Origin of the sequence: Flexistipes sp., from assembly GCF_036172515.1 — a bacterium.
Classification (GTDB): domain Bacteria; phylum Chrysiogenota; class Deferribacteres; order Deferribacterales; family Flexistipitaceae; genus Flexistipes.
Window position 1 is genome coordinate 43,387 of record NZ_JAXKVW010000002.1, and the last position, 22,347, is coordinate 65,733.

Consider the following 22,347-nt stretch of genomic DNA (forward strand, 5'->3'; position numbering starts at 1 on the left):
GAGTATAAATGCCGGTAATTGACAGATATAAAAAAATATTCGATTTTTTGAAAAATCCGGGAAGTTATGAAAACTTTTTTGCTGAATTGAAGGCGATTAATTCAAAGAATCAGAGAGTAACTAAAGGTGAGTTAAATCAGCTGTCTGTAAAGTACGGTCTGCCCAAAAGTACGGTATTTTCCATTGCCTCATTTTACGGTCTTATCAAGATTGCTGAAGATACAGCCAGTCAGGATAATATTTTGCGCTGCTGCGCTCCCGCCTGCAATGTGAATCATAAAAATATTACGGATGCCGAATGTGTCCATTGTATCGGTTTATGTGATAACGCACCGGCAGCAGTTATAAATGGAATACAGGTGAAAATTACCGAAAACGGCACAAAAGAAGCAGATAAAGCGAAAATATTGAATAGTCAAAAAGAAAAGACGTTTCTGCTTTCCCCTGATCAATGCGAATATTATTCTGAGCGTTTGAGGATTTTGCTTGTAAAAGAACCGGATGAAATAATATCGAAGGTTTCAGAGGCAAATCTAACAGGAAGAGGAGGGGCAGGTTTCCCCATGGATAAGAAACTGGAAACGGTTAGAAATACCGACGGCGAAAAAATAGTAATATGCAACGCCGATGAATCCGAACCTTTTGTGTTTAAAGACAGGGGTATTATTGAGAGCAATCCCTATTCTGTTCTGTCAGGGCTTATATTGGCAGCTCATTGCGTTGGAAGCAGTGAAATAGTCATTTATATCAGGGGAGAATATACCAGGCAGAAACAAATCTTAACGGATACTATAAATTTATTTAAAAAGGAAATAGATGAAAAGAAACTGAAAAGTTTTGATTTCCGGATTATATCCGGAGCAGGAGCATATGTTTGCGGCGAAGAGACCGCCCTGATTAATTCCGCTGAAGGTAAAAGGGGCAATCCTGAGACTAAACCGCCTTATCCGGCGGAAGCCGGCTACAAAGGCAGGCCTACACTACTTTCAAATGTGGAAACGTTTGCCTGGATATTTGAAATTCTTGATAAAGATATAGTACATGCCGGCAAAAAAGTGTTTTCTCTGTCAGGCGATGTGAAAAACAGCGGTATATTTGAGTCCGATTTAAATATTTCCGTAAATGATATTTTGAAAAAATACGGCGGAGTTTCCGGCAAAAAACAGGGCTTTGCTTTATGCGGCGGCGCTTCCGGTTTTTTTATTCATCCTGAAAACTATAATTTACCCCTTTCAGAGCTTTATCAATCTGAGGCAGGAATAACCTCTCTTTATATTTCTGATGATACCAACACCTTGAAAGATGTTATGTTATATATCCTTCGCTTTTTTGCTGATGAATCGTGTGGGCAGTGTATCCCTTGTTTTGCGGGTTATAAACGCATTTATGATATGCTGAATGATTCTTCCTGTGTTGAACAAGAAGCACTTGACATTGCTGAATCGATGTCAGCTTCCACTTTATGCGGTCTGGGTAAATCCGTTCTTACTCCACTCAAATCTTATTTTAAATTAAAAAAGAGGAATTCGTGTGGTTAATATTCGTATAAACGGAAAAGAAACAGCGGTTAAAAGCGGCAAAACAATACTTAGGGTACTTCAGGATATCGGTATCCGTGTACCCACACTCTGTTTTCATAAATATTTGTCTCCCGTAGGGAGGTGTAAAGTATGTATTGTTAAAGCTGATAACCGCTTTGTGACCGCCTGTGATACACCAGTGAAAGATAGCATGGAAGTTGTTACGGATTCCCCTGATGTTGAGAAATTGAGAAAAATTAATATTGAACTGATGCTGAGCAATATAGATACTTCAAAAGTTCCGAAAAAAGCTGAAATCAATGATTTACTCTATTCATTCCGGCAGAATACACCAAAAAATAAGGAAATAAAGGAAAACCCTTTTTTCAGATATGATGCATCGCTGTGCGTGTTGTGCGGAAGATGCGTGGCAGCCTGCACTGAGTTACAGGGGCGCTTTATATGGGATTATGCATCAAAAGGTTCTGATATACATCTTATTGTCGGAATGGATGAAACATTTGAAGAGGCACACTGTGAATTTTGCGGTACTTGTGTTGATTTCTGCCCCACCGGTGCAATTGCAGACAAAACCTCCCTCAGTTCTGAAATAAGTACTGTCACCACTGTCTGCAGTTATTGCGGAGTGGGTTGTAAAATTAAGCTTACCACAGACGGCAAGAAAATTGTTTCCGGACCTTCTGATGAAGGGGATAAGTATAGTTCGCTTTGTGTAAAAGGGAGGTATGCTAACAGTTACGTTCTGAGTGAAGAAAGACTGAAAAAGCCGCTCGTAAGGAAATACCTGCTCTCAGGGAAAGAAAAAAATTCTGATGATGAAGACATGAACAGCTTTGTTGAAACCGGCTGGGATAATGTGATGGATATTGTTTGCGATAAACTTATTCAGATAGAAAAGTCATTTGGCAGCGATGCTTTGGGGTTTCTTGCTTCAGCCAAATGTACAAATGAAGAGAATTATCTGATGCAGAAACTTGCCCGGCAGATTTTCAAGACCAACAATGTGGATCACTGTGCCAGGCTCTGTCATTCCTCAACAGTTGCAGGGCTTATTCAGGCCGTAGGTTCCGGAGCAATGACGAATACAATGGAAGATATTCTGCAAAATGCTTCCACGATATTCATTATAGGGTCAAATGTTACTGAGCAGCACCCTGTTTTCGGTGTGGGAATCCGCCAGGCTGTAATGAATAAAGGTATTAACCTTGTAGTGGCTGATCCGAGGTTTACGGACATTGCTGAATTTTCCGACATATATCTCGGTATTAACGGAGGTTCGGATATTGCCCTTCTGAACAGTTTGTGTCGGATAATTTTAGAGAACGGTTGGGAAGATAAGGAATTTATTAATAACAGGTGTGAAAACTTTGATCAATTTAGAGAACATGCCCTGTCCGTTGATATGAATGATGTTATTGAAAAGACAGGTCTGAAATATGATGAGCTTTATAAAGCAGCTGAAAAAATCGCATGCAGCAAACCTGCTGCAGTTATCTGGGCAATGGGGATTACTCAGCATATCTGCGGCGTTGACAATGTTCTGGCTCTTGCCAATCTGCAAATGCTTACGGGAAATCTGGGAATAAAAGGCGGCGGTTTGAATCCGCTGAGAGGGCAGAACAATGTGCAGGGAGCATGTGATATGGGAGCTCTTCCAAATGTGTTTAACGGTTACCAGAACGTTACCAACCCGGAAAAATTCATTTTTTTTCAGGACAAATGGGGGTTTGCTGATGATAAACCGTTGAACGGTGATCCGGGATTAACGGTTACGGAGATGATTGAAAAGGGGGGAACCGGAGAGATAAAAGCTCTGTACATTATGGGGGAAAACCCTGTGATGACAGATCCGGATGTGAACAAAGTGATGGAATGTTTGGAAAAGACGGAATTTATTGTTCTTCAGGATATTTTCTTCTCGGAAACGTCTAAATATGCAGATGTAGTTTTACCGGCGGCGAGTTTTGCAGAAAAAGAGGGAACGTTCACCAACACGGAGAGAAAAATCCAGAAACTCACACCTCTTCTTCCCCCACTGCATGAATCAAAAACAGACTTAAATATTCTGACACAGTTGGCACAGAAGCTGATTGAAAAGAAAGGGTATCATAAATCCGGAGAATTCAGCGGCTGGGGGTATAATTCGGCAAAAGATGTTATGGATGAGATAAATAAAATGACACCTATCTATGCCGGTGTATTGACTGAAAGACTTGAAGAGGATGAAGCGCTTTATTGGCCGGTGAAAAATAAAAATGATACCGGCACGCCTGTGCTGCATGAAAAAACATTCTCAAATGGTAAGGGAAAATTCCACCCGGTAAATTATATCCGTCCCAATGAGCTCCCTGACAGTGAATATCCCTTTCTGCTGAACACCGGTCGGGAAATATTTCACTGGCACGGCGGAGAACTCACAAGACGTATCAAAGAAATAATGTCCGCGGCAGGAGAAGCGGTTGTTTTGATAAATTCAAATGATGCTGTAGATATGGGCATTGAGGACAATGCGGAGGTTGAGGTTTCATCCAGGCGGGGTGTTATCAGTGCAAAAACTTTTCTGACGGACAGAGTGGGCAAAAAAACAGTATTTGGAAATTTTCACTTTGTGGAAGGTAATGTTAATAAGCTCACAGTAAAGGCACTGGATCCTGCCGCCAAAATACCGGAGTATAAAGTATGCGCCGTAAAAATCCGTCCGCTGAATCATTAGACATCTGTCAGCCTTGGTTATAGTGAAATGGTAAAGTGGCTGAGGGATTGGTATGAGTTTACAGTTTACAGGGCAAAGGCCCAAGGAGCAAGACCAAAACCCGTTGAAATGGTTGATTGGTTTTGGGTTTTTCCTACAGCTCGTAATACCTTTAACTACCAAGCACATAAATCTAGTATACAATACAATTTTCAATAATATAATTCAAGTTTCGCACTTACGCCTTCTGCAAGTCTTTGCGAGGAGTGAATACGACGAAGCAATCTCTCTTCTTTTCTTGTTTTGAGATTGCCACAACCCTGTTTCCACAGGGTTTCGCAATGACCGAATTAAGTGCGAAACTTGAATAATATAATTTTATAATGCGTTTTTTTATGATTAGCCAAAGTATGGTGTCATATGCGCGGCTGGCGCCTCAACTACCTCTAATTACCCTTTAATAATTTTTCCCCCTATTGACATATATAAAATTTTTGCTATTTTAAAATAAACCGGTTGGTCGGTTTATTAACTAAAGCTGGAGCTGATATGAATTTAAACGAAAGAGTAATATCGGAAATTGAATCTCTTGTGGAAAAAAGTAGTTTAAACAGAAACCATAGATATGGTTTTTCCTATTTTAAGTCCCCCTTGGTGGGCTTTGCCTCTGTAAACAATCCGCTGTTTTCAGATTACAAAGATATTATCGGTGATTTTCATTATCATCCGAAAGAATTTTTTGAAACGCTTCCTGAGGATGGTACCGTTATTGTATGGGTTCTTCCGGTAAATGAAGAAGTGAGAAAATCCAATGCCAAAGAAAACAGATTTCCGAGCCTTTACTGGGCACTTCAGCGTGAATACGGTGAGCGTTTTAATATGCTAATAAGAAAACATATTCAGGAATATATGAAGGAATCCGGCTACAATGCAGTATCCCCTATGCTGAGTGATAAATGGAAAAGGCTGGATAATACAAAAGTCGGTTTAGCTTCAACATGGTCTGAAAGACACGCGGCATTTGCCGCCGGTTTAGGCACATTCAGTCTGAGTGACGGTTTTATTACAAGGCGGGGCATCGCACACAGGTGCGGCAGTGTTGTTACAGATGCAGTACTGGATATCAATGAGTCTGAGTATAGTGATCATCGTGAAAACTGTCTGTTTTTTAACAATATAGCTGAATGCGGAGAATGTATAAGCAGATGTCCGGCCGGAGCCATAACTGAAAAAGGACACGATAAAAGTCTTTGCGACAAATACACTTATAATACGATACGAAGACTCAGAGGTGATTATTACAATGTTAAAACTACCGGATGCGGTTTGTGTCAGACGGCCGTGCCGTGTTAATACAGTCTGCCGTTTAAGGAGTAAAATATGGGCGAAAAGGGAGAAATCACAAAAAATAAAATTTTGAAAGCCGCTGTTAAGCTGATTTTTCAAAAGGGTATAGAAGCAACGAGTATCAGCGATATTGTCAAAGAAGCCGGTGTGGCAAAAGGGAGTGTTTTTTTTCATTTTCCTGATAAGCAGACTTTGGTGTCTGAAGCTTTGAAGCAATACGAAAATAAATTCTTTATTTTTCTGGAACAATCTTTGTCAGGCAATACTCCCGGAGAGCGGCTCATTAATTTTTTTGAGAATGTAAGCAAAGCTCATAAAGAGAGGAATTATACAGGGGGCTGTATATTTGGAAATACTGCCCTGGAGATGGCTGATAAAAACGAAATTTTTACCGGGATCGTGTCAAACGTTTTCAAAAAATGGGTAATAAATCTTGAAGAAGTTATTCAAGAAGCTGTTAAAACAGGTGAAATAAGAAAAGATATCCAACCGGATGTTCTGGCATCAACAATTGTAGCAGCCCTGGAAGGCGGAATTATGCTTGCCAGGCTGGAAAAAAGTGGCAAACCGTTGGAAAAATCTATGTGCGCATTTGTGAAAATACTTGATATAAAAACACAGAGCAGAAAGGAGGAAACATGTCTAAATTATTGACAGACAATGAAGCAACCGGGAAAGCGAAAGAAGTGTTTGATGAACTCAGGGAGAAAATGGGAATGGTCCCCAATTTTTTCAGGGCTCAGGCAGCCGTTGATCCGGAATGGACAGCTATTAATTTGAGCCGCTGGAAGCATATTATGCATAATGAGCGCAAACTGGACCGTAAAACGAAAGAACTTATAGCTCTTGCTGTGTCGTTGGTAAATAACTGTGAGTACTGTAGTATGGCACATGAAGGTGCTGCGAAAATGGCCGGAGCGAGTGATGAGGAGTTAAATGAATTAAGGCAGGTTGTGGAACTGTTCCAGAGCTTTACTGTAATTGCCGATTCGCTGAACGTGCCATGCGAGGTTTAAATATAGGTCTATAAGAGGCGTCTATGTCACTTAAAGAAAAATTAGAAGAGTTGAAAAAACAAAGTGCCGGGAAAATTCCCGAAGATGCCAGGGAAGTAATGCAGAGAGCAACAGAAGACTTGATAAAGAGCGGAATCGAAGAAAATATTCCCAAAGCTGGTTCAAAAGCTTACGATTTTACCCTGCAAAATTATGACGGTTCGGCAGTCACCCTCTCTGAAGAGGCTTCAAAAGGTCCTGTTGTCCTGAGCTTTTACAGAGGAGGCTGGTGTCCGGTGTGTAATTTGGAACTGAATTATTTGCAGAGCAGATTGTCCGATTTCCAAAGCCATGGGGCAAATCTAATAGCGGTATCTCCGGAATTGCCGGAATATGCCAATGAAACGGTGGAAAGACACAGTATCGAATTCCCGGTTTTATATGATTCAGACAATAACGTTGCTGCAAAATACGGTCTGGTATTCAAAATGCCGGAGGATCTTGTGGAGATTTATGAAAAATTCGGTCTGGATGTTGCAAAGCACAACGGCAACGAAAAATATGAAATACCGATTCCTGCTACCTTTGTGGTGGATAGAGACCTTACCTTAAAATATGTATTTGGGAAAGCTGATTACAACCAGCGGGCTGAACCTGATGATATTATAGAGGTTTTGAAAGGCCTGTAAAATAATGATAATTTTTAATGGTTATAGAAGCAGGATTTCAGCCCTGCAGGTACAGGGAGCTCTGTTCGAAAACAAAATGTACCCCTCTGCGTCTCCCCCTATTTCAGGGGGAGAAGAAAGTCCTGAGCGCTTAAAGCGTTAAGTGATCGGGTAGACTGAGTAATTATTTAAAGTTTTCAGCAACATATGCAGAAGCATTGGAAATGGCGGACAGATTAAATTAAAATAAAGGAGGAAACATGAATAAGGATACTTTGGTGATTTTATGGACAAGCGGCGATATTGAAGTCGCAGAAAATATGGTTTTTATGTATACACTAAACGGCAAAAAACGCAGCTGGTGGGAAAATATCAACTTTATTATATGGGGACCATCTTCAAAACTTCTAAACGATACACCTGAGTTGCAGGAGAAAATAAAAGAATTTATCCGTGAGGGCATAAAAGTGGAAGCATGTAAAGCGTGTGCAGATAATTACGGGGTTGCAGATAATCTTGAAAATCTGGGAGTGGAAGTCAAGTATATGGGGCAGCCATTGACCGATTATATCAAAGAAGGTTACAGTGTTCTGAGTTTTTAAAGTAGAAATATTTTGAAAATTTTTATTGAGGATAAACATGGAAATTATTAAAAAGTCTGTAATAACATGTCCGGAATGCGGATACGAAAAAGAAGAAACGATGCCTACAGATGCCTGCCAGTATTTTTACAGATGTGATAACTGTAAAAGTATATTAAAACCCAAAGAGGGGGACTGCTGTGTTTTTTGCAGCTACGGTTCGGTTAAATGTCCCCCCGTACAGCAGAAAAAAAGCTGCTGCTGATTCGGTTGTCTAAATCTAAACAATACTTATATCGTTTTCGTATGCGCGCTTGAAATTGATTTCTGAGATAATTTTGTTATATCTTTCAATCAGATCCTTTTCATCGAAAGCCGGGATGTAAATATTCGCCAATTCGTAACTGTAACTGTCCTGATAAGTCAACTGAGATAGTCTTGTTCCTTCCTTTACCAGAGGTTTGATTATAATATCTTTATTTTCCTTGTTGATTTTTTTCAGTTCCCGGTATGTAGGCACTTTTGTAATAAAGCCGTCTTCAAATGTTCTGGTCATAAATTTGGCAGCCTTTTTATATTTTCCGCTGAATTTTTCCGGCAATTCAGGCTTTTTCCCAAGGGCCAGATCCAGCTGGATTTTATGATTTGCCACACCGTCAACGCTGTCAAAAAGAAATGCATGTGACTGTGAATGTCTTGGATTTATCTCCAGCAGAGTAATTTTGCCGCTAGTCTGATTATAGAAAAATTCAATGTTAAAGGTATTGTTGTTATAGCCTATGTGTTTCATTATTTTCCGGGTAATTTTTTCCATCTCCTCTTGTATATTCTGAGGGATTTTTGAGGGGTATTCATATCTGGAAAATGAGGAGCTGTCTGTTTCCCTTACAGAATCGACAATCCCGTATACAAAAACTTCATTGTTATAAACATAGCCTTCCAGTGTACACATACTCCCGGAAAGTAAGCTTTCAGCTATACACGTTTTGCCTTTATTTTTCGTCAGTTCTTCCGGCAGATTAAGTTGGTGTATAAAATCCTCGAAAGGTTCGGTTACTTTCCCTATATATCTTCTGATCTCTTCTCTGGCATCCATAAAATCCAGGTCACTGTTTATCCGATAAGCCAGATAAGAGCTGAATGATTTTATCGGTTTAATCCAGTATGGCGGCAGCATTTTCACATCTGACATATAGTTGTCGTTAAAGGGGTCGAAAACTTCAAAAAGTGGAATATGCTCCGGAATGACTTTTGCCTGCTCGAGTCTGCTGAGATATTTGTGCTCACATTTTAATATGCTTTCAACGGGAACACCGGGCAGTCCGTATTTTTCTGTGAGAATAGAAGCAAGAAGGGTAACGGGATAGTCCCAATAGCCCATTATCGCATCGACGCTGCCGTCAAAAGATTCAATCCGTGAAACAGCTTTTTTCAGCAGTGATTTGATGGGTTTTCCGTCACCGTCTCTTATTTCCTTGAAAGATAATAGAGAGATAAAATTGTGCTCTTTGGATTCAGGTAATGATTCAAGCATATCGATGTTAAAATCGTCATAACCGACAATAAAAATATTCTTTTTTTTCATATAATACTCCTTTTAAGCAGAAGATGCACTTTTATTGTATTAATTTTGGTAGATAGAAACGTAAAAAAAGCTTAAAGATAAAATAATAAAGTTTAAATCAATCGGGAAACTATACTGATTACTCTTCCCAGTAGATGCAATCAGTGGGGCAGGAATCGATAGCTTCCTGAATTTCTTCTTCAGGTCCGCCTTCCGGTTTGATTACATATGCCTTTTCCTCGTCTTCATCAAAGCCGAAAACTTCTTCGCAGATTTCCACACAAGCTCTGCAGCCGATACATTCTTCCTGGTCCAATGCTACTTTTGCCATAACAGACTCCTATGTGGGAAATTATAAAACCATTTTATATATTTTGCTTGTTATGTTATAAAAAGTCAAGGTTTTTTTTATAAAATAATACTACCTGGAAGCATATAAAATCCATTTTTTAGGAGGCGTTTAATGTTTAACATTCTATGTATTGTCGGAAGCAGAAGAAAAAAAGGCAACACAGCAACATTGGTGAAAGAGGCAATGAAAGCTTTTGATACAGAAGAAGTGCAGGCGGAGCTGATTTTTTTGGACGATTACAACTTTGAAAGCTGCAACGGATGCAACGGATGCCAAAATTCCTTTACCTGTGTGATTGATGATGACATGCAGAAAATTTATCCGAAAATTCTTGCATCTGATGCTGTTGTTTTAGGCTCGCCAACATATTTTTACAATATTACTGCGGAAACGAAAGCCTTTATCGACAGATGCTTTTGCCTTGATTTTTTTGATGAGGATGACCGTTCTGTCTGGATAAGTATCAACGATACCGGAAAACAAAAATATGCAGCTGTAATATCGGTGGCTGAGCAGCATTCTGAAAAGGATATGGGAGTAACCCCTGAAGTGATGAAGGGTTCCCTGGAATCCCTGGGATATCGTGTAGTTGATGTGGTCAAAGCTCTTGGTCTTTTCAGCGCGGGTGAGGCAGCCCATGATACAACTGCTTTGCAGGATGCTTACAATGCTGGTGAAAAACTTCTCAGAACACTCAGGCTGAGAAGAAAGATTGAAATATTAGTGCAGAATAAAAAGTCTGAATAAAAGCAGAAACCGGAACCTTTGAATAAGCAGCCTACCCAACCACGCACCGAGCACATAAGTTCTTATGTGCTCGGTGCGTGGAGCTTTATCTCCCCTCCTATAGAAGAGTTAGGAGGGGATTAAGGGGTGGTAAAATTTATAAGAATACATTATTCAAAGATCTGAAACCGGGGCTCCGGCTTCTGCACATTATTCGATTTTTGTCTTTTTACCTTCAAACCAGTAGCAGAACATAGGAATAAAAACAAGAGTGATTACCGTGCCGATAAGCAGTCCGCCGATGGCGACATCAGCAAGCGGTGATACCCTTTCCAGTCCTACAGCCATTTCCAGAGCCAGGGGTATCATTCCGGCAATTGTACTCACAGCCGTCATCAAAACCGGTCTGAAACGAACCTGTACGCTTTTAACTGCTGCATCAAAAGGACCGTACTCATCCTTGAATTCCCTGTAAAAATCAACGAGTAGAATTGCATTATTAAGAATGATGCCGAAAAGAAGGAGCAGTCCAACCATAGCAGGAAGGCAAAGGGGTTTGTTAAAAAAGAGAAGTGCCCAGAATGCTCCGATTGCAGATAACGGCAGCATCGGTATCATGATAAGCGCCAGCTTCATCGATTTATAAATCGTGTACAGGGCGATTAAAAGGAAAATTGCAGATATTCCTACAGCTACTGACAACCTTTTGAAACTGTCATTAAGGGCTGTAATATTTCCCTCCTGGCTTACCTTGTATCCGGCGGTATCCAGTTCTGCAATCTTTTTCTTTACATCGGAGGTAACAATCGATACCGGTCTTTTTCCTGTGTATCCGTTCACATCTATACTATATAACAAATCTTCCCTGGTAATTTTGGCAGGAGTAAATCCCGTTTTAATATCTGCTAATTGGGACAAAGGAATAAAACCTTTATCAGTTTTTATTGGCAGCAGACTCAAAGACCGGATATTCTCACCAAAAGGTTTTTCATAGTAAACTTTTATCTCCTGGCTTTTAATGGATGAAAAGGAAGATTTATCTCCGGCTCTGACACCTTTCAGGGCAAGCTGCCTGCTGAGCTCGGTACCGGTTAAGCCGTAAAAAGCGAGTTTGTTTTTATTTATATCCAGCAATACCTCTTTCATGTCATTATTCCAGTTGATATCAACGGAATTTATACCTTTGACATTCAACATTCTTTCTCTGACTTTAGAGGCAATCTGTGGAAGTGTTTCAAAATCCTCAGCTTTGATTCTTGTGACCACCGGTGCTTTTATCGAAGAAAAAGGGGTGGCTCCGTGATCGGAAACATTGACATATTTCGCCCCTTTAATCTGACTCAATTGTTCTCTGATCCTTTCTTCCACGTCCCACATACTTGCTTCTCTGTTAAATCTGTTAGTCAGGTGGATTATAATATTAACCTCGCCTGAAAGGGCACCGTTGCCCATTGCCAAAACCCCGGGCTCGCTGCCGATGGAGACGGATGATTTTTTTACTTCAGGCTGTTTGTGAAGCCATTCAGTAAATCCTTTTATACGTTGCAGGCTCTCATGCGCAGGCATATTGGAGCTGAAACTCACCTGAACTTTAATAATCCCTGTATCCATAGGGGGCATCACATCCCTGCCGATAACGGGTACAATATTTTTTCCGCTTACAACGAGCAGGGCAAAAGCTATTACAATAATAAGAATTTTTATAAAATGTGATTTTTTCGTAAACCTAAGCAGAGTGACATAAGGGATTTTCAATTTATCAAGTGTTTTGAAATAAAGATTGTTCAGCACTTTTTCAATCTTCCACTGACCCATTCCGTTTTTATAAAAAAGTATAAAAACTCTTGGAATAAAAGTTATTGAAAGAAAATATGACACGGATAAGGCTATAATAAGTGTGAATGATAGAGGTTTGAAAATTTTTTCAGGAAATCCGCCGACAAACATTAAAGGAAAAACGGCGATAATTGTGGTCAGAGTCCCACTGAAACTTGCCAGCGTTACCTCTTTTGTTCCCTCTTTTACAGCCCTGTCTATAGGTTTATTCAAATCATTAAAGTGACGCTCAATATTTTCCAAGACAACAACAGAGTCATCCACAACCAATCCAAGAGCCAGCACAATTGCAGTCATCACAATCAGGTTAAGTTCGCCTCCGGTAATCCAGATAATGCCTAAACTTGTGAAAAATATAATGGGTATTGTTATTGCGGAAGCCAGCGTAGCCCTGATATTTGCCAGAAACAAAAGTATGACAAAAACAACAATAATTATAGTCAATTTTAATGTATCAAACATATTTCTCAAAGATGTATCTACCAGATCTTTTTGGGTGTCGGATATGCTGAATGCAATATTATCAAATCGATTTTTCAATTTACCGGCAATTTCCCGTGCAGCATTGCTGGCATCAACTATGCTGCCGCCCGGAGGGCGTTTTACGATTACGGCAATTCCGCTCCTTGCATTCCCAACATATGCAGAACGGTTCTTTTCATGCCCCCAGCTTATTTCAGCCACATCTTTCAGCTTTACATTGCTCTTTACAGGAAGTTTTCTAAGAGAGCCGACGGGCACATCTTCACCGTAAAAGTTGACAGTAATATAGTTGTTTTCGGACTGCAGAAAGCCCATCGGGATATCTTTGTAGGTATTGTTTATGATTTTAATTACATCTGCTGCAACAAGTGAGTATTTGCGCATTTTCATGGGATCAAGCTCAACAGATACCGCTCCCTTGTATCCGCCGAAAATTTCCACATTCCCGATATATTTGTTTTTCAGCAATTCACGTTTGACGTCGCTTTCAGCAATTTTCCGGACATCTGCCAAAGTCATTGAGTCAACCGCAGGAGTTAGTGTGAACACATCAACAGGTGCATTAAAAGCGCCTGAAGTGTAGATTGAAGGTGCGGCATCTTCCGGCAGCTGTGAGCGTACACGGTTAAGAGCATTGTTTACATATACCGCCGCTTCACCCAGCTCTTTTGAGTAATCAAATTCAGCTCTGACAACGGACATACCGGCGATGTTTGTGGAGCTTACGCTTCTTATGTTTGCAAGGGTGTAAATTTCCTCTTCCAGTACTTTTGAAACAGTGGAAGATACTGTCTCTGCAGTTGCTCCGGGAACCTGTGTGATCACAAATACCTGGGGGTATTCGGCATCCGGGAAAAAATTTCTCGGCATTTTCATGAAACCGATCAGACCTAAGAATATAAATCCAGCCAACAGGCTGTATAATAACTGCGGTCTTTTATAAAAAAAATCGAACATATTTCACCATCCCGTGTTAGTTCAAAGTTCAGCGTTCAATGTTCTATGTTGGTATTTTCCACATTCATTTAAACCAACACAAACACTTAACCTTTAGCACTTAGCGCTCAGTGCTTAGCACTTTCACCGGCACTCCGGAGAGTACTCTCAGAAGGATATCCGGTTTTGCTGTAATTACCCGTTTTACACCGCTTAGGTTATCGGCAATTATTCCCTGGATGCCCGAATGAGCCACATCAATCTGTCTCGCTTTAACATTTCCGCTTGAGTAAACAAAAACAAATTTATCACTGTCTTTATCAAGCACTGCATTATAGGGTAAAAGTTTATTATTTCCCCGATAGGTAACTAATTCAATCGGCAGAATTTCGCCCGGCGATGCTTTAAGCTTTTTTATATAAGATGTTTTATATCTGAGCGTACCGGATGCATCAGTATCATTCAGGCCTTTTATGTTATAAAATTCGCCATTGGTTTTTATTGTTTTTGCTGTTTTATCCGGTGGCAGTTGTATTTCCAGATACTTTTTGTCATTGCCGGTAATATCCAGAATTTTTCTTCCTGCCATAATATTTTCACCTTCGGAAGCATATTTTGTGGAAACTGTTCCGCTGACAGGTGAATAGATTTTTGTATATTTAAGGGACGCTTTCACCTCGCTTATTTTGCTCTCAAGGATTTTAATCTTATTCTGCAAAATATTGATTTTATTTTTCTGTATTTTTATCTCCGATTTCAACGCTGCTATGGAGGTTTCCTCCGACTCATATTCTTCTATGGAGGCCCCTTCCACTTTCAAAAGCTCAGCAGTTCTGGCGTGTTTTTTCTTTAAGTTCTGCAGGGCAGTATGCTTTGCCCGGAGTACACTTTTTACAGACTGTATATCCCATTTTAAAGACTGTTTTTCTTCCTGCAGTCCGTTAATCTTCGAATTAAGATCATCACTGTCGATTTTAGCCAGAAGATCCCCCTCTTTCACTCTTTCGCCTGTTTGAACGGGGAGTTTTTCAATTCTGCCGGCGATTTTAGTATTTATTTCGGCTCCGGAATCACTTTTTACTGTGGCAATATACGGAAGAGTTAACAGCACTTTGTCTTTCTTTAATGTAAATGATTCAACAACAATGGGTCTTACGGCGGGTGGTTTTGCCTCAGCCATCTGTGCTTTACGCTTTTTTAAAAGCATTACTGCAGCAAAAACAACCACAATTACTATTAATATTGATATTATTTTTTTAATCACTTTAGCACCTCGATTAATCTTATTCCGTATAAGAGAGCCTGTCCTGCATAAATCTGCCATTTTTCATTTTTCAAAGCAGCCAGATTTGACTCTGACTTTAAAACATCGACCTCATAGCTGAGATAATCATCCACAGTCATCCGTCTGTTTTTATATGCCACCTTTGCCGTGTTCAGCAGTTTTTTAGCATAAACTATATCTTCTTCCGCCTGCTTGATTGATTTTTTGACAATAGGCAGTTTATTGATATATTTCCTTTCAAGAGAAGACAGGACGGAGCGTTTACTAAGATAATCCTGTTTTGTCTTTAATATTTCGTTTTTCGCAATAGCGACTTCTTTGTGCGATTTTGCATCGAAAATAGGTATTGACAGTTCCACCATAACATTGCCGATGTCTTCACTTTCAAATTCATCTTTATTGTAGGATTCACCCATATTCTGCGTATAGCTGGCAGAGAGATTAATTTTCGGATACCTGTATGCTCTTTGTTTCTCAAGCTCCTGTTTTGCGGTTTTTATGTCGTATTTATAAGGTTTCAGCTGAATAAAACCTGCATCATTATTGGAGAGAAATTTATCAAAATCAGCTGTCTTATTCATTTCTGCCGGTTTTTCAATGTGTCTGCCGGTAATTTTATATATATCCGCTTTAACATCCTCCGTCTGCCTTTTTAAATTCTCAAATTCCATTTTTAACTCAAGCAGGGACTTCTTTATGTTGTAAAGCTCCGATTTGGGAATCCGGCCGGCATCTACACCAGTTTTCACAATCTTTTTTGTTTTTTTCAGAGAGTCTATTCGCTTTTGCAAATATTCACGTTTTTTATTTAAATAATGAAAATAACTGTTCATAGAAACCAGCAGTGACTGATTTTTGATAACCGCAATGTCTGTCAGAACTCCAAATTTTTCTTTCTTTAATTTTAAAATATCAGCTGTATCAAATAATTCTTTAACAAAAACCGGCATCGAAGCTTTAACACCGTATCTGTAAATATTTTCAGAGATAGGGAGGGATTTATTTACATTCATTTCACCCGGTGTGATCGGCACCAGATTTTGCGGCCGGCTTGAATATTCGTATGATGCGTAAAAGTCCACTTTCGGGGTAAAATTATATAGTGTCTTTGCTCTTTCCTGCCGGGAAATCTTTTCACTCAATTTCAGGCTTTTAATCTCAGGTCTTTGTGAGGCGGCTTCAAGCAAAGTGGCAATATCCGCAGCGTAAGAGCTGATTGGAATCAGCAATATTGCGATAAAATATTTTATCATGAGTGCTCCTTGTGAAATGATGAATATAAAATTCGGGCAAAACTGTCCGCAAATTCTTCCAATGAAATATTTAGTTCAGTCGAATCAGCAACAACACCGGCCGCTGAAGCTCTTTCCCTTACCGGTATTGTGGAATAAAAGAACAGAAGGGAGCTGATTGTCAGTGCGTGAAATACCACCGGGTTCTTCTCAGGCAAAGAATATCCTTCACTCTTTGCCGTTTTCAATATTTCCCGAATTATTTTGATAATTTCGCCCATTTGTGACATTGCATCATCTGTTAATCTGTTTCCTTCCCCTGCAACTTCCCTCAGCATCATTGGGGCAATGTGCGGGTGTTCTTTGATAATTTCTGCAAAAGTCAGGATATAAGAATATATTTTAGATTTAAAAGTCCGGGATTTTTTTACATTTAAACTTAAACGTTCGGCATAATTGCCAAGAACATCGGATATTACAGCCTCGTACAGTTCTTCTTTTCCACCTATGTGATAGTAAATCGTGGCTTTGTTTACCTTTGATTTGTCAGCTATTTCGTCCATTCTACCCCCGTCAAAACCTTTGGCGGAGAATTCTGCAGAAGCTGTTTTCAAGATAATCGTTTTTGTTTTTTCGCTTTTTATACTCATATTGATGACTCCATATTTAACTAACCAGTTAGTAAAATATTAATCAATTTTCTTCCGGATGCAATAGTAAATTTTTAAAAAATCACTCAAGTTTCGCACTTGCACTTATTACACGTCTTTGCGAGGAGTGATAACGACGAAGCAATCTCTCTTTTTATATTATTTTGAGATTGCCACAACCCTGTTTCACAGGGTTTCGCAATGACACAGAGAAGTGCGAAACTTGAGAAATCATCTAAATTGTTGATTTTCATTTTTTGATACAAATCAATTATTTTTTATCTGTGCACATTTATACTAAAATAATATGTATTAAGCAGATATTATTAGTACATAGATAGAGATCCCTCGGCTTCGCTCGGGATGACATAAATTGTTGTTATTCCAAACGAAGTGAGAAATCTCTACCATATGAAACGATATCATGAATAAATATGCAACTGTGCTTAGAAAGGAGGATTTGGATTATGGAAATTATCAGAATGGGCGAAATTGAAGGATTTATCAACAAAAGAGGAATCAAGGCAAAACAGCTTCTGAAAAATGACGATGTTCAGATTATGAATCTTATTTTAAATCCCGGTGATGCTGTTCCTGAGCATTCGGTACCCGTGTATGTATTCTTTTATGTCGTTGAGGGCAGTGGTACATTGAAGATAGGTGATGAAGAGAATGTAGTTTCCGCAAAAGATATTATTCTATGTCCCCGAAATACTGTAATGTCTCTGAAAGCGGATCAGAATGAAACATTTGTAGTATTAAATGTAAAAACACCGAGCTTATAAACTTTTTAACATCATCTTATCTGAAGGATTGCTTTTTAAGGAGATTCATATGAAAAAGGTTGTCATAATCGGTGCAGGATTTGGCGGTCTGAATGCTGCCAAAATTTTAGCCGGCAACAAAGATTTCAGCATTACAATACTCGATAAGGAGAATCATCATCTTTTCAAACCTCTCCTTTATCAGGTGGCTTCAGCAGGATTAAACGAATCCGATATCGCTTATCCAATTCGCAGCATTTTTGCAAAAAATGAGAATGTAAAAGTATTCAAAGAGAATGTGGTGGATATTGACGGCGAGTCAAAAAAGGTCATTACCGACTCTAAAATTCATGAGTATGACTACCTTATTATTGCATGCGGTGCTGTGGAAAACTACTTTAAAAATAGCAACTGGATCAGTTTTGCTCCTCCTCTTCAAAAATTATCCCACGCACAGCATTTGAGAAACAAAATCCTGAATGCCTTTGAAATGGCTGAAAAATCCGAAGACGATGAGGAAAGGAAAAAGCATCTGACTTTTGTTATAGTGGGGGGCGGTCCCACCGGTGTTGAATTAGCTGGCGCGATTGGAGAAATTACACGTATTACTCTCACCAAAGATTTTCGGAATATTGACCCGTCTTTGTCCAGAATTATTTTAATTGAAGCAAATAACACAATTTTGCGCAGTTTTGATAAAAAACTTATTAAAAAGGCATTAAGGGATTTGGAGTCACTGGGTGTTCAAATCTGGAACAGCAGTAAAGTTACCGATATAAGAGAAGACAGTATAAGTATTGCAAGCGAAACACTAAAAACTTCCACAATTATGTGGGCTGCCGGGACAATGGCAAACAGTTTAGCTGAAAGGATTCATTGTGATAAAGATCAAATGGGGAAAATATTGGTTGAAAATGATCTCAGCTTAAATCAGTTTCCGGATGTTTATGCTGTTGGTGATATTGTTCATTTTGAGCAAAACGGTCGCGTTTTGCCGGGCTTAGCTCCTGTGGCAATGCAGCAGGGAAAATATGCGGCAAAGGTAATTTTAAAAAGAGAAGCCGGAAAACCTTATAAACCTTTTAAATACAGGGATAAAGGACAGTTGGCAACAATTGGAAGGAGCAAAGCAATTGCCGAAATAAAACGTTTTAAAGTTTCCGGGACATTGGCATGGATTACATGGCTTTTCGTACATGTTTTATACTTGACCGGATTTAAGAACAGGATGCTTGTAATGCTGCAATGGGCGTGGTCGTATTTTACATTTAAAAAAGGTGCAAGAATAATCATTGATAAATAATTTTAAGGCAATCAATATTCAGTTTAACTGAGTTCTGCCCCCGTATCTGGTCTGTTTTTTGACTTTTAAAATCAAGTAATTATGATACTTTAATGATATCAGGAATTATATTACAATTTGTTAAAATATCGAAAGCCAATTTATGGAGACTATATGTCAAAAAATCTTTTGTTGGTTGTTATTACTCTGACAGCAATCATAGTTTCCGCAATAATCAACAAAGAAAAGACAGCATTGGGATTGCGCAAAGGTATGAAAATGTTGATCACGCTTTTGCCCCAGTTTCTTATACTGCTTGTATTGGTCAGCATTTTTTTTGCATTAGTACCTCAAAAAACATTGTTATCTTTTTTAATAGAGCATGCTGGGTGGTTTGGCATTTTAGCAGCGTCTATTATCGGTTCTGTTACATTAATTCCAGCTCCAATAGCTTACCCTTTAACTGATCTGTTGATCCAAGAAGATCTACCATTAACAATACCTGCTGTTTTTATTACAACTCTCATGATGGTCGGTATTTTGACACTTCCGGTGGAAAAAGCATATTTCGGTTTTACTCTTGCCATTTTACGCAATATTCTTTTCTTTGTTGGAGCCTTAATTATTGGTCTCTTAGTCGGAGTAATTATATGAAAAAAATATCTAACATTCCATTTGGATATATACTTGCACTAATTTTTGCTATCACGTCATTTGTTTTTATTGTATTAGAAATCCCTTTAGGAAAACAGTTTATCAGGGAATTTATGATATTTTCAAGTGAAATGGTCATTATCATTCCGTGTATATTTATTCTGATTGGACTTCTTGAAGTTTGGATTCCAAAACAGTTACTTCAGAAGCATATAGGGGAAGAATCTGGTTTTCGTGGTGTTTTCTATGTAATTATGTTAGCTATGCTTCAAGGAGGACCACTATATGTAGCCTTTCCTACAGCCTATCTGCTTTGGGAGAAGGGCTGTAGCATAAGAAATGTTTTTATGTATCTTGGTGCCTTTTCTTCCCTTAAGATCCCGATGGTGCTATTTGAAGTTAATTATTTGGGTTGGGAATTTACACTTGCGAGGGCATCAATTGCGTTACCGGTATTTATAATTATAGCAGATATAATGGCAAGATATGCTAGGGCGAAAGGGTTACAATTAAACAATTTCAACCATAAAGAGACAAAAAGCCAGCAATAAAAATTCTCTGAAACCGGGCTACAATGTGAAATTTTTGAAAAATTCATGTTATCAGTCTCTTTGACTTATTTACCTTTTAAGTAATTCGCAATTCGACTTATGATTTTACTTTAGCGGCAACGGGTTTGTTAATTAATAAAGTTTTGATTTAAAGAAGGAGCGGGAAATGCCGGGTTTAAATACGATTTTTGTGATATTAGCTGCGCTGTGCTGGGGACTGTCAGGGGGGATTGGCGGTGTTCTAATGGCAGACGGCTGGGATCCTTTTGTGGTGTCCTTTTACAGGGGCGCCATCGGTCTGTTGTTTGTTGTCGGCTGGCTGGTGCTGCGTCCTCAGAAGAGCGGCCTGACAAACCGCCGTTTGTGGTTTTGGTCGGCTGTTGCCGGGCTCGGTGTGGCCGGTAACTTTTCTTTCTATTTCGTAAGCATCTCTGAGGGCAGTGTTGCAGTTGCAGCCACTCTTATGTACTGTGCTCCGGTTTTTGTTTATCTCATATCTTTTCTTCTTAAGATTGAGCGTCCTACTTTGATTAAATGGGCTGCAATTATTATGGTAATGATTGGAGTTGTGCTGCTTACCCGTATTTACCAGACCGGGACGGGAGGTGTAACGTTTATCGGTGCCGGGGCCGGGCTGCTTTCCGGACTGTCTTATGCTGTATTCATTTTCGGATTCAAATATGCGGCGCCTCACGGCAGCCCGCAGGCAATTCTCGTAATCGCGTTCACTGTTCTCGCCGCTGTGCTTATCTTGCCCAGTGATAACGAACAGGTTCTTGCAGTACTGAGTACGCCGAATTGGCCGCTGTTTGTAACTCTGGGTGTACTTGGAGCCGGATTATCATTCATTCTCTATATAATTGGACTGAATCATACCGCCCCTGCCGTGGCATCTATTGTGGCAATGGTTGAGCCGGTTACCGCTTCGCTGTTTGGTGTTGTGGTTTTGGATGAAAGCCTTGTCGGTGTCCAGGTTGTGGGAATGGGGCTGATATTGGTTACTGTTACTGCATTAAGTGTGCATGGTGCTCAGTCGAAATCTTACGATTTGCCGGTTGCTGAGTAGTACTTACCCCGGAAATCTCCTGTAATTTAACTGTTTTTAGTCAATAGTAAAAAAGAACCCATGTAAATTATACTTCTAACACAAATTTCGCACTTGCACTTATTGCACGTCTTTGTTCACCCTGTTAAATATCAGCTTCGCTGATTGCCTGTGGCATTTAACAGGGCAGGGAGTGATAACGACGAAGCAATCTCTCTTTTTATATCATTTTGAGATTGCCACAACCCTGTTTCACAGGGTTTCGCAAGGATGCCTATGGCTAGCACCAGTCTTTTAGACTGGTAAATATGTTTAGCATTCTATATATTCGCTAAAAGCGAATGTTAGACACAGAGAAGTGCGAAACTTGAGTTCTAAGTATTTTATAAAAAATTTTTATTGGTATCTGATTATGCAGGTATTATACTTAAACATAAGTCTGGATACAAACTTTTCGACACAAAGGGGGCTTTATGAGTGTCAGAAACACAATCACAGACAGAAGAGCATACAGGTCGCTGAAGCCTTTTAATGTAACCGATGATTTAATCTATGATCTGGGCGAATGTGCAGGACTCAGCTCTTCATGCTTTAACAATCAACCGTGGAGATATGTTTTTGTTTATGATGAAGATATGCTGAAAAATCTTCATACTGCTCTGTCCAAAGGGAATGAATGGGCATATGATGCATCAATGATAATTGCAGTTTTCAGCAAAAAGGATTTGGATTGTGTGGTTGCCGGCAGAGAATATTTCTTATTTGATACAGGCATGTCCACAGCTTTTATCATTCTCAGGGCGACTGAGCTTGGGCTTGTGGTGCATCCCATGGCCGGATTCAGTGAAAGTAAGGCAAAGGAAGTATTGGGTATCCCCGGAGATATGACGCTTATATCTCTTTTGGCAGTCGGTAAAAAAGCACGTGAAATAAACGATAATCTTACTGACAAACAAAAAGAAAGTGAGCTGAGCAGACCAAAAAGACTGGATTTTGATCAGTACGTTTTTTTGAATCAGTTTTCATAGCACTGAGTACTAAGGACTAAGTAATAAGTGTTAAGTGTTAAGAAATATGGTAATAAAAATTTTTTCGGAAATTGCTTCGTCTCTTTTAATCCGTTCATAAAGACGGGGGAGTAGCGTAATAGTTGGGGGTGCCTG

Annotated in this window: 21 protein-coding genes; 15 read left to right on the forward strand and 6 right to left on the reverse strand. The window is 39.4% G+C overall.

The features are described from left to right. The first annotated feature begins 8 nt into the window (after nucleotides 1-8). The 8 genes from UMU13_RS01910 to UMU13_RS01945 all read left to right on the forward strand — a co-directional run bounded on the left by UMU13_RS01910 (nucleotide 9) and on the right by UMU13_RS01945 (nucleotide 8,089). A complete protein-coding gene (locus UMU13_RS01910; RefSeq protein WP_328216738.1) occupies nucleotides 9-1,538 on the forward strand; it encodes an NADH-ubiquinone oxidoreductase-F iron-sulfur binding region domain-containing protein in 1,530 nt (509 codons plus the stop codon). Beyond that, on the forward strand, nucleotides 1,531-4,254 hold the full coding sequence (fdhF, locus tag UMU13_RS01915) for a formate dehydrogenase subunit alpha (RefSeq protein WP_328216741.1): 2,724 nt from the start codon (nucleotides 1,531-1,533) through the stop codon (nucleotides 4,252-4,254). Before UMU13_RS01910 ends, fdhF begins: the two co-directional genes overlap by 8 nt. A 528-nt stretch (nucleotides 4,255-4,782) precedes the next feature. Beyond that, entirely contained in the window at nucleotides 4,783-5,586 is an 804-nt protein-coding gene (locus UMU13_RS01920) for a hypothetical protein (RefSeq protein WP_328216744.1), read from the forward strand. 27 nt (nucleotides 5,587-5,613) lie between these two features. After that, the gene (locus UMU13_RS01925; protein WP_328216746.1) at nucleotides 5,614-6,234 is read left to right on the forward strand and encodes a TetR/AcrR family transcriptional regulator; all 621 of its coding nucleotides are present in this window, start codon (nucleotides 5,614-5,616) and stop codon (nucleotides 6,232-6,234) included. Further along, nucleotides 6,219-6,596, forward strand: coding sequence for a carboxymuconolactone decarboxylase family protein (locus UMU13_RS01930; protein WP_328216748.1), 378 nt, complete (start codon nucleotides 6,219-6,221; stop codon nucleotides 6,594-6,596). Before UMU13_RS01925 ends, UMU13_RS01930 begins: the two co-directional genes overlap by 16 nt. Nucleotides 6,597-6,619: 23 nt before the next feature. Further along, entirely contained in the window at nucleotides 6,620-7,264 is a 645-nt protein-coding gene (locus UMU13_RS01935) for a peroxiredoxin-like family protein (RefSeq protein ID WP_328216751.1), read from the forward strand. A 239-nt stretch (nucleotides 7,265-7,503) separates the two neighbouring features. Further along, nucleotides 7,504-7,845 carry a DsrE family protein gene (locus UMU13_RS01940; RefSeq protein ID WP_328216754.1) on the forward strand — a complete coding sequence of 114 codons (342 nt, stop codon included), beginning with the start codon at nucleotides 7,504-7,506 and terminating at the stop codon, nucleotides 7,843-7,845. Between the two features lie 37 nt (nucleotides 7,846-7,882). Beyond that, nucleotides 7,883-8,089 (forward strand): GDCCVxC domain-containing (seleno)protein, encoded by a 207-nt coding sequence (locus UMU13_RS01945; protein ID WP_273266611.1) that lies wholly within the window; start codon nucleotides 7,883-7,885, stop codon nucleotides 8,087-8,089. 15 nt (nucleotides 8,090-8,104) lie between these two features. Here the strand turns inward: UMU13_RS01945 and UMU13_RS01950 are convergent, their stop codons facing one another. Together UMU13_RS01950 and UMU13_RS01955 are read right to left on the reverse strand one after the other, a co-directional pair. Then, entirely contained in the window at nucleotides 8,105-9,409 is a 1,305-nt protein-coding gene (locus tag UMU13_RS01950) for an ATP-grasp domain-containing protein (RefSeq protein WP_328216760.1), read from the reverse strand. Between the two features lie 118 nt (nucleotides 9,410-9,527). Next, nucleotides 9,528-9,719, reverse strand: a complete 192-nt coding sequence (locus tag UMU13_RS01955; protein ID WP_328216763.1) for a ferredoxin — start codon at nucleotides 9,717-9,719, stop codon at nucleotides 9,528-9,530. Between the two features lie 132 nt (nucleotides 9,720-9,851). On the opposite strand from UMU13_RS01955, the gene UMU13_RS01960 reads away from it, so the two are divergent. Further along, on the forward strand, nucleotides 9,852-10,487 hold the full coding sequence (locus UMU13_RS01960; RefSeq protein WP_328216765.1) for a flavodoxin family protein: 636 nt from the start codon (nucleotides 9,852-9,854) through the stop codon (nucleotides 10,485-10,487). A gap of 189 nt (nucleotides 10,488-10,676) precedes the next feature. On the opposite strand, the gene UMU13_RS01965 is transcribed toward UMU13_RS01960, so the two are convergent. The 4 genes from UMU13_RS01965 to UMU13_RS01980 all read right to left on the reverse strand — a co-directional run bounded on the left by UMU13_RS01965 (nucleotide 10,677) and on the right by UMU13_RS01980 (nucleotide 16,888). Continuing rightward, nucleotides 10,677-13,742, reverse strand: coding sequence for an efflux RND transporter permease subunit (locus UMU13_RS01965; RefSeq protein ID WP_328216767.1), 3,066 nt, complete (start codon nucleotides 13,740-13,742; stop codon nucleotides 10,677-10,679). A gap of 100 nt (nucleotides 13,743-13,842) precedes the next feature. After that, nucleotides 13,843-14,985: an efflux RND transporter periplasmic adaptor subunit gene (locus UMU13_RS01970; RefSeq protein WP_328216769.1), complete on the reverse strand. Its 1,143-nt coding sequence runs from the start codon at nucleotides 14,983-14,985 to the stop codon at nucleotides 13,843-13,845. Beyond that, entirely contained in the window at nucleotides 14,982-16,259 is a 1,278-nt protein-coding gene (locus UMU13_RS01975) for a TolC family protein (protein ID WP_328216772.1), read from the reverse strand. Before UMU13_RS01975 ends, UMU13_RS01970 begins: the two co-directional genes overlap by 4 nt. Then, the gene (locus UMU13_RS01980) at nucleotides 16,256-16,888 is read right to left on the reverse strand and encodes a TetR/AcrR family transcriptional regulator (protein WP_328216775.1); all 633 of its coding nucleotides are present in this window, start codon (nucleotides 16,886-16,888) and stop codon (nucleotides 16,256-16,258) included. Before UMU13_RS01980 ends, UMU13_RS01975 begins: the two co-directional genes overlap by 4 nt. A gap of 467 nt (nucleotides 16,889-17,355) precedes the next feature. Here UMU13_RS01980 and UMU13_RS01985 point away from each other — a divergent pair, with 467 nt between their 5' ends. The 6 genes from UMU13_RS01985 (at nucleotide 17,356) to UMU13_RS02010 (ending at nucleotide 22,212) form a co-directional block, all read left to right on the forward strand. Further along, complete coding sequence (locus UMU13_RS01985; protein ID WP_328216778.1) at nucleotides 17,356-17,673, forward strand: cupin domain-containing protein; 318 nt, start codon at nucleotides 17,356-17,358, stop codon at nucleotides 17,671-17,673. Between the two features lie 49 nt (nucleotides 17,674-17,722). Next, a complete protein-coding gene (locus UMU13_RS01990; RefSeq protein WP_328216780.1) occupies nucleotides 17,723-18,955 on the forward strand; it encodes an NAD(P)/FAD-dependent oxidoreductase in 1,233 nt (410 codons plus the stop codon). 153 nt (nucleotides 18,956-19,108) lie between these two features. Continuing rightward, nucleotides 19,109-19,588 carry a hypothetical protein gene (locus UMU13_RS01995; protein ID WP_328216782.1) on the forward strand — a complete coding sequence of 160 codons (480 nt, stop codon included), beginning with the start codon at nucleotides 19,109-19,111 and terminating at the stop codon, nucleotides 19,586-19,588. Further along, nucleotides 19,585-20,139: a permease gene (locus UMU13_RS02000; protein ID WP_328216784.1), complete on the forward strand. Its 555-nt coding sequence runs from the start codon at nucleotides 19,585-19,587 to the stop codon at nucleotides 20,137-20,139. The genes UMU13_RS01995 and UMU13_RS02000 overlap by 4 nt, the downstream gene beginning before the upstream one ends. 166 nt (nucleotides 20,140-20,305) lie before the next feature. Continuing rightward, nucleotides 20,306-21,205, forward strand: a complete 900-nt coding sequence (locus UMU13_RS02005; protein ID WP_328216786.1) for a DMT family transporter — start codon at nucleotides 20,306-20,308, stop codon at nucleotides 21,203-21,205. A 452-nt stretch (nucleotides 21,206-21,657) separates the two neighbouring features. Then, nucleotides 21,658-22,212, forward strand: a complete 555-nt coding sequence (locus UMU13_RS02010) for a nitroreductase family protein (RefSeq protein WP_328216789.1) — start codon at nucleotides 21,658-21,660, stop codon at nucleotides 22,210-22,212. Nucleotides 22,213-22,347: the final 135 nt, after the last annotated feature.

Bases quoted from the DNA above. Each gene is read 5' to 3' on its own strand.
- UMU13_RS01910 (WP_328216738.1), top strand. From the start codon at position 9: ATGCCGGTAATTGACAGATATAAAAAAATATTCGATTTTTTGAAAAAT.
- UMU13_RS01920 (WP_328216744.1), top strand. From the start codon at position 4,783: ATGAATTTAAACGAAAGAGTAATATCGGAAATTGAATCTCTTGTGGAA.
- UMU13_RS01925 (WP_328216746.1), top strand. From the start codon at position 5,614: ATGGGCGAAAAGGGAGAAATCACAAAAAATAAAATTTTGAAAGCCGCT.
- UMU13_RS01930 (WP_328216748.1), top strand. From the start codon at position 6,219: ATGTCTAAATTATTGACAGACAATGAAGCAACCGGGAAAGCGAAAGAA.
- UMU13_RS01935 (WP_328216751.1), top strand. From the start codon at position 6,620: ATGTCACTTAAAGAAAAATTAGAAGAGTTGAAAAAACAAAGTGCCGGG.
- UMU13_RS01940 (WP_328216754.1), top strand. From the start codon at position 7,504: ATGAATAAGGATACTTTGGTGATTTTATGGACAAGCGGCGATATTGAA.
- UMU13_RS01945 (WP_273266611.1), top strand. From the start codon at position 7,883: ATGGAAATTATTAAAAAGTCTGTAATAACATGTCCGGAATGCGGATAC.
- UMU13_RS01950 (WP_328216760.1), bottom strand. From the start codon at position 9,409: ATGAAAAAAAAGAATATTTTTATTGTCGGTTATGACGATTTTAACATC.
- UMU13_RS01955 (WP_328216763.1), bottom strand. From the start codon at position 9,719: ATGGCAAAAGTAGCATTGGACCAGGAAGAATGTATCGGCTGCAGAGCT.
- UMU13_RS01960 (WP_328216765.1), top strand. From the start codon at position 9,852: ATGTTTAACATTCTATGTATTGTCGGAAGCAGAAGAAAAAAAGGCAAC.
- UMU13_RS01965 (WP_328216767.1), bottom strand. From the start codon at position 13,742: ATGTTCGATTTTTTTTATAAAAGACCGCAGTTATTATACAGCCTGTTG.
- UMU13_RS01975 (WP_328216772.1), bottom strand. From the start codon at position 16,259: ATGATAAAATATTTTATCGCAATATTGCTGATTCCAATCAGCTCTTAC.
- UMU13_RS01980 (WP_328216775.1), bottom strand. From the start codon at position 16,888: ATGAGTATAAAAAGCGAAAAAACAAAAACGATTATCTTGAAAACAGCT.
- UMU13_RS01985 (WP_328216778.1), top strand. From the start codon at position 17,356: ATGGAAATTATCAGAATGGGCGAAATTGAAGGATTTATCAACAAAAGA.
- UMU13_RS01990 (WP_328216780.1), top strand. From the start codon at position 17,723: ATGAAAAAGGTTGTCATAATCGGTGCAGGATTTGGCGGTCTGAATGCT.
- UMU13_RS01995 (WP_328216782.1), top strand. From the start codon at position 19,109: ATGTCAAAAAATCTTTTGTTGGTTGTTATTACTCTGACAGCAATCATA.
- UMU13_RS02000 (WP_328216784.1), top strand. From the start codon at position 19,585: ATGAAAAAAATATCTAACATTCCATTTGGATATATACTTGCACTAATT.
- UMU13_RS02005 (WP_328216786.1), top strand. From the start codon at position 20,306: ATGCCGGGTTTAAATACGATTTTTGTGATATTAGCTGCGCTGTGCTGG.
- UMU13_RS02010 (WP_328216789.1), top strand. From the start codon at position 21,658: ATGAGTGTCAGAAACACAATCACAGACAGAAGAGCATACAGGTCGCTG.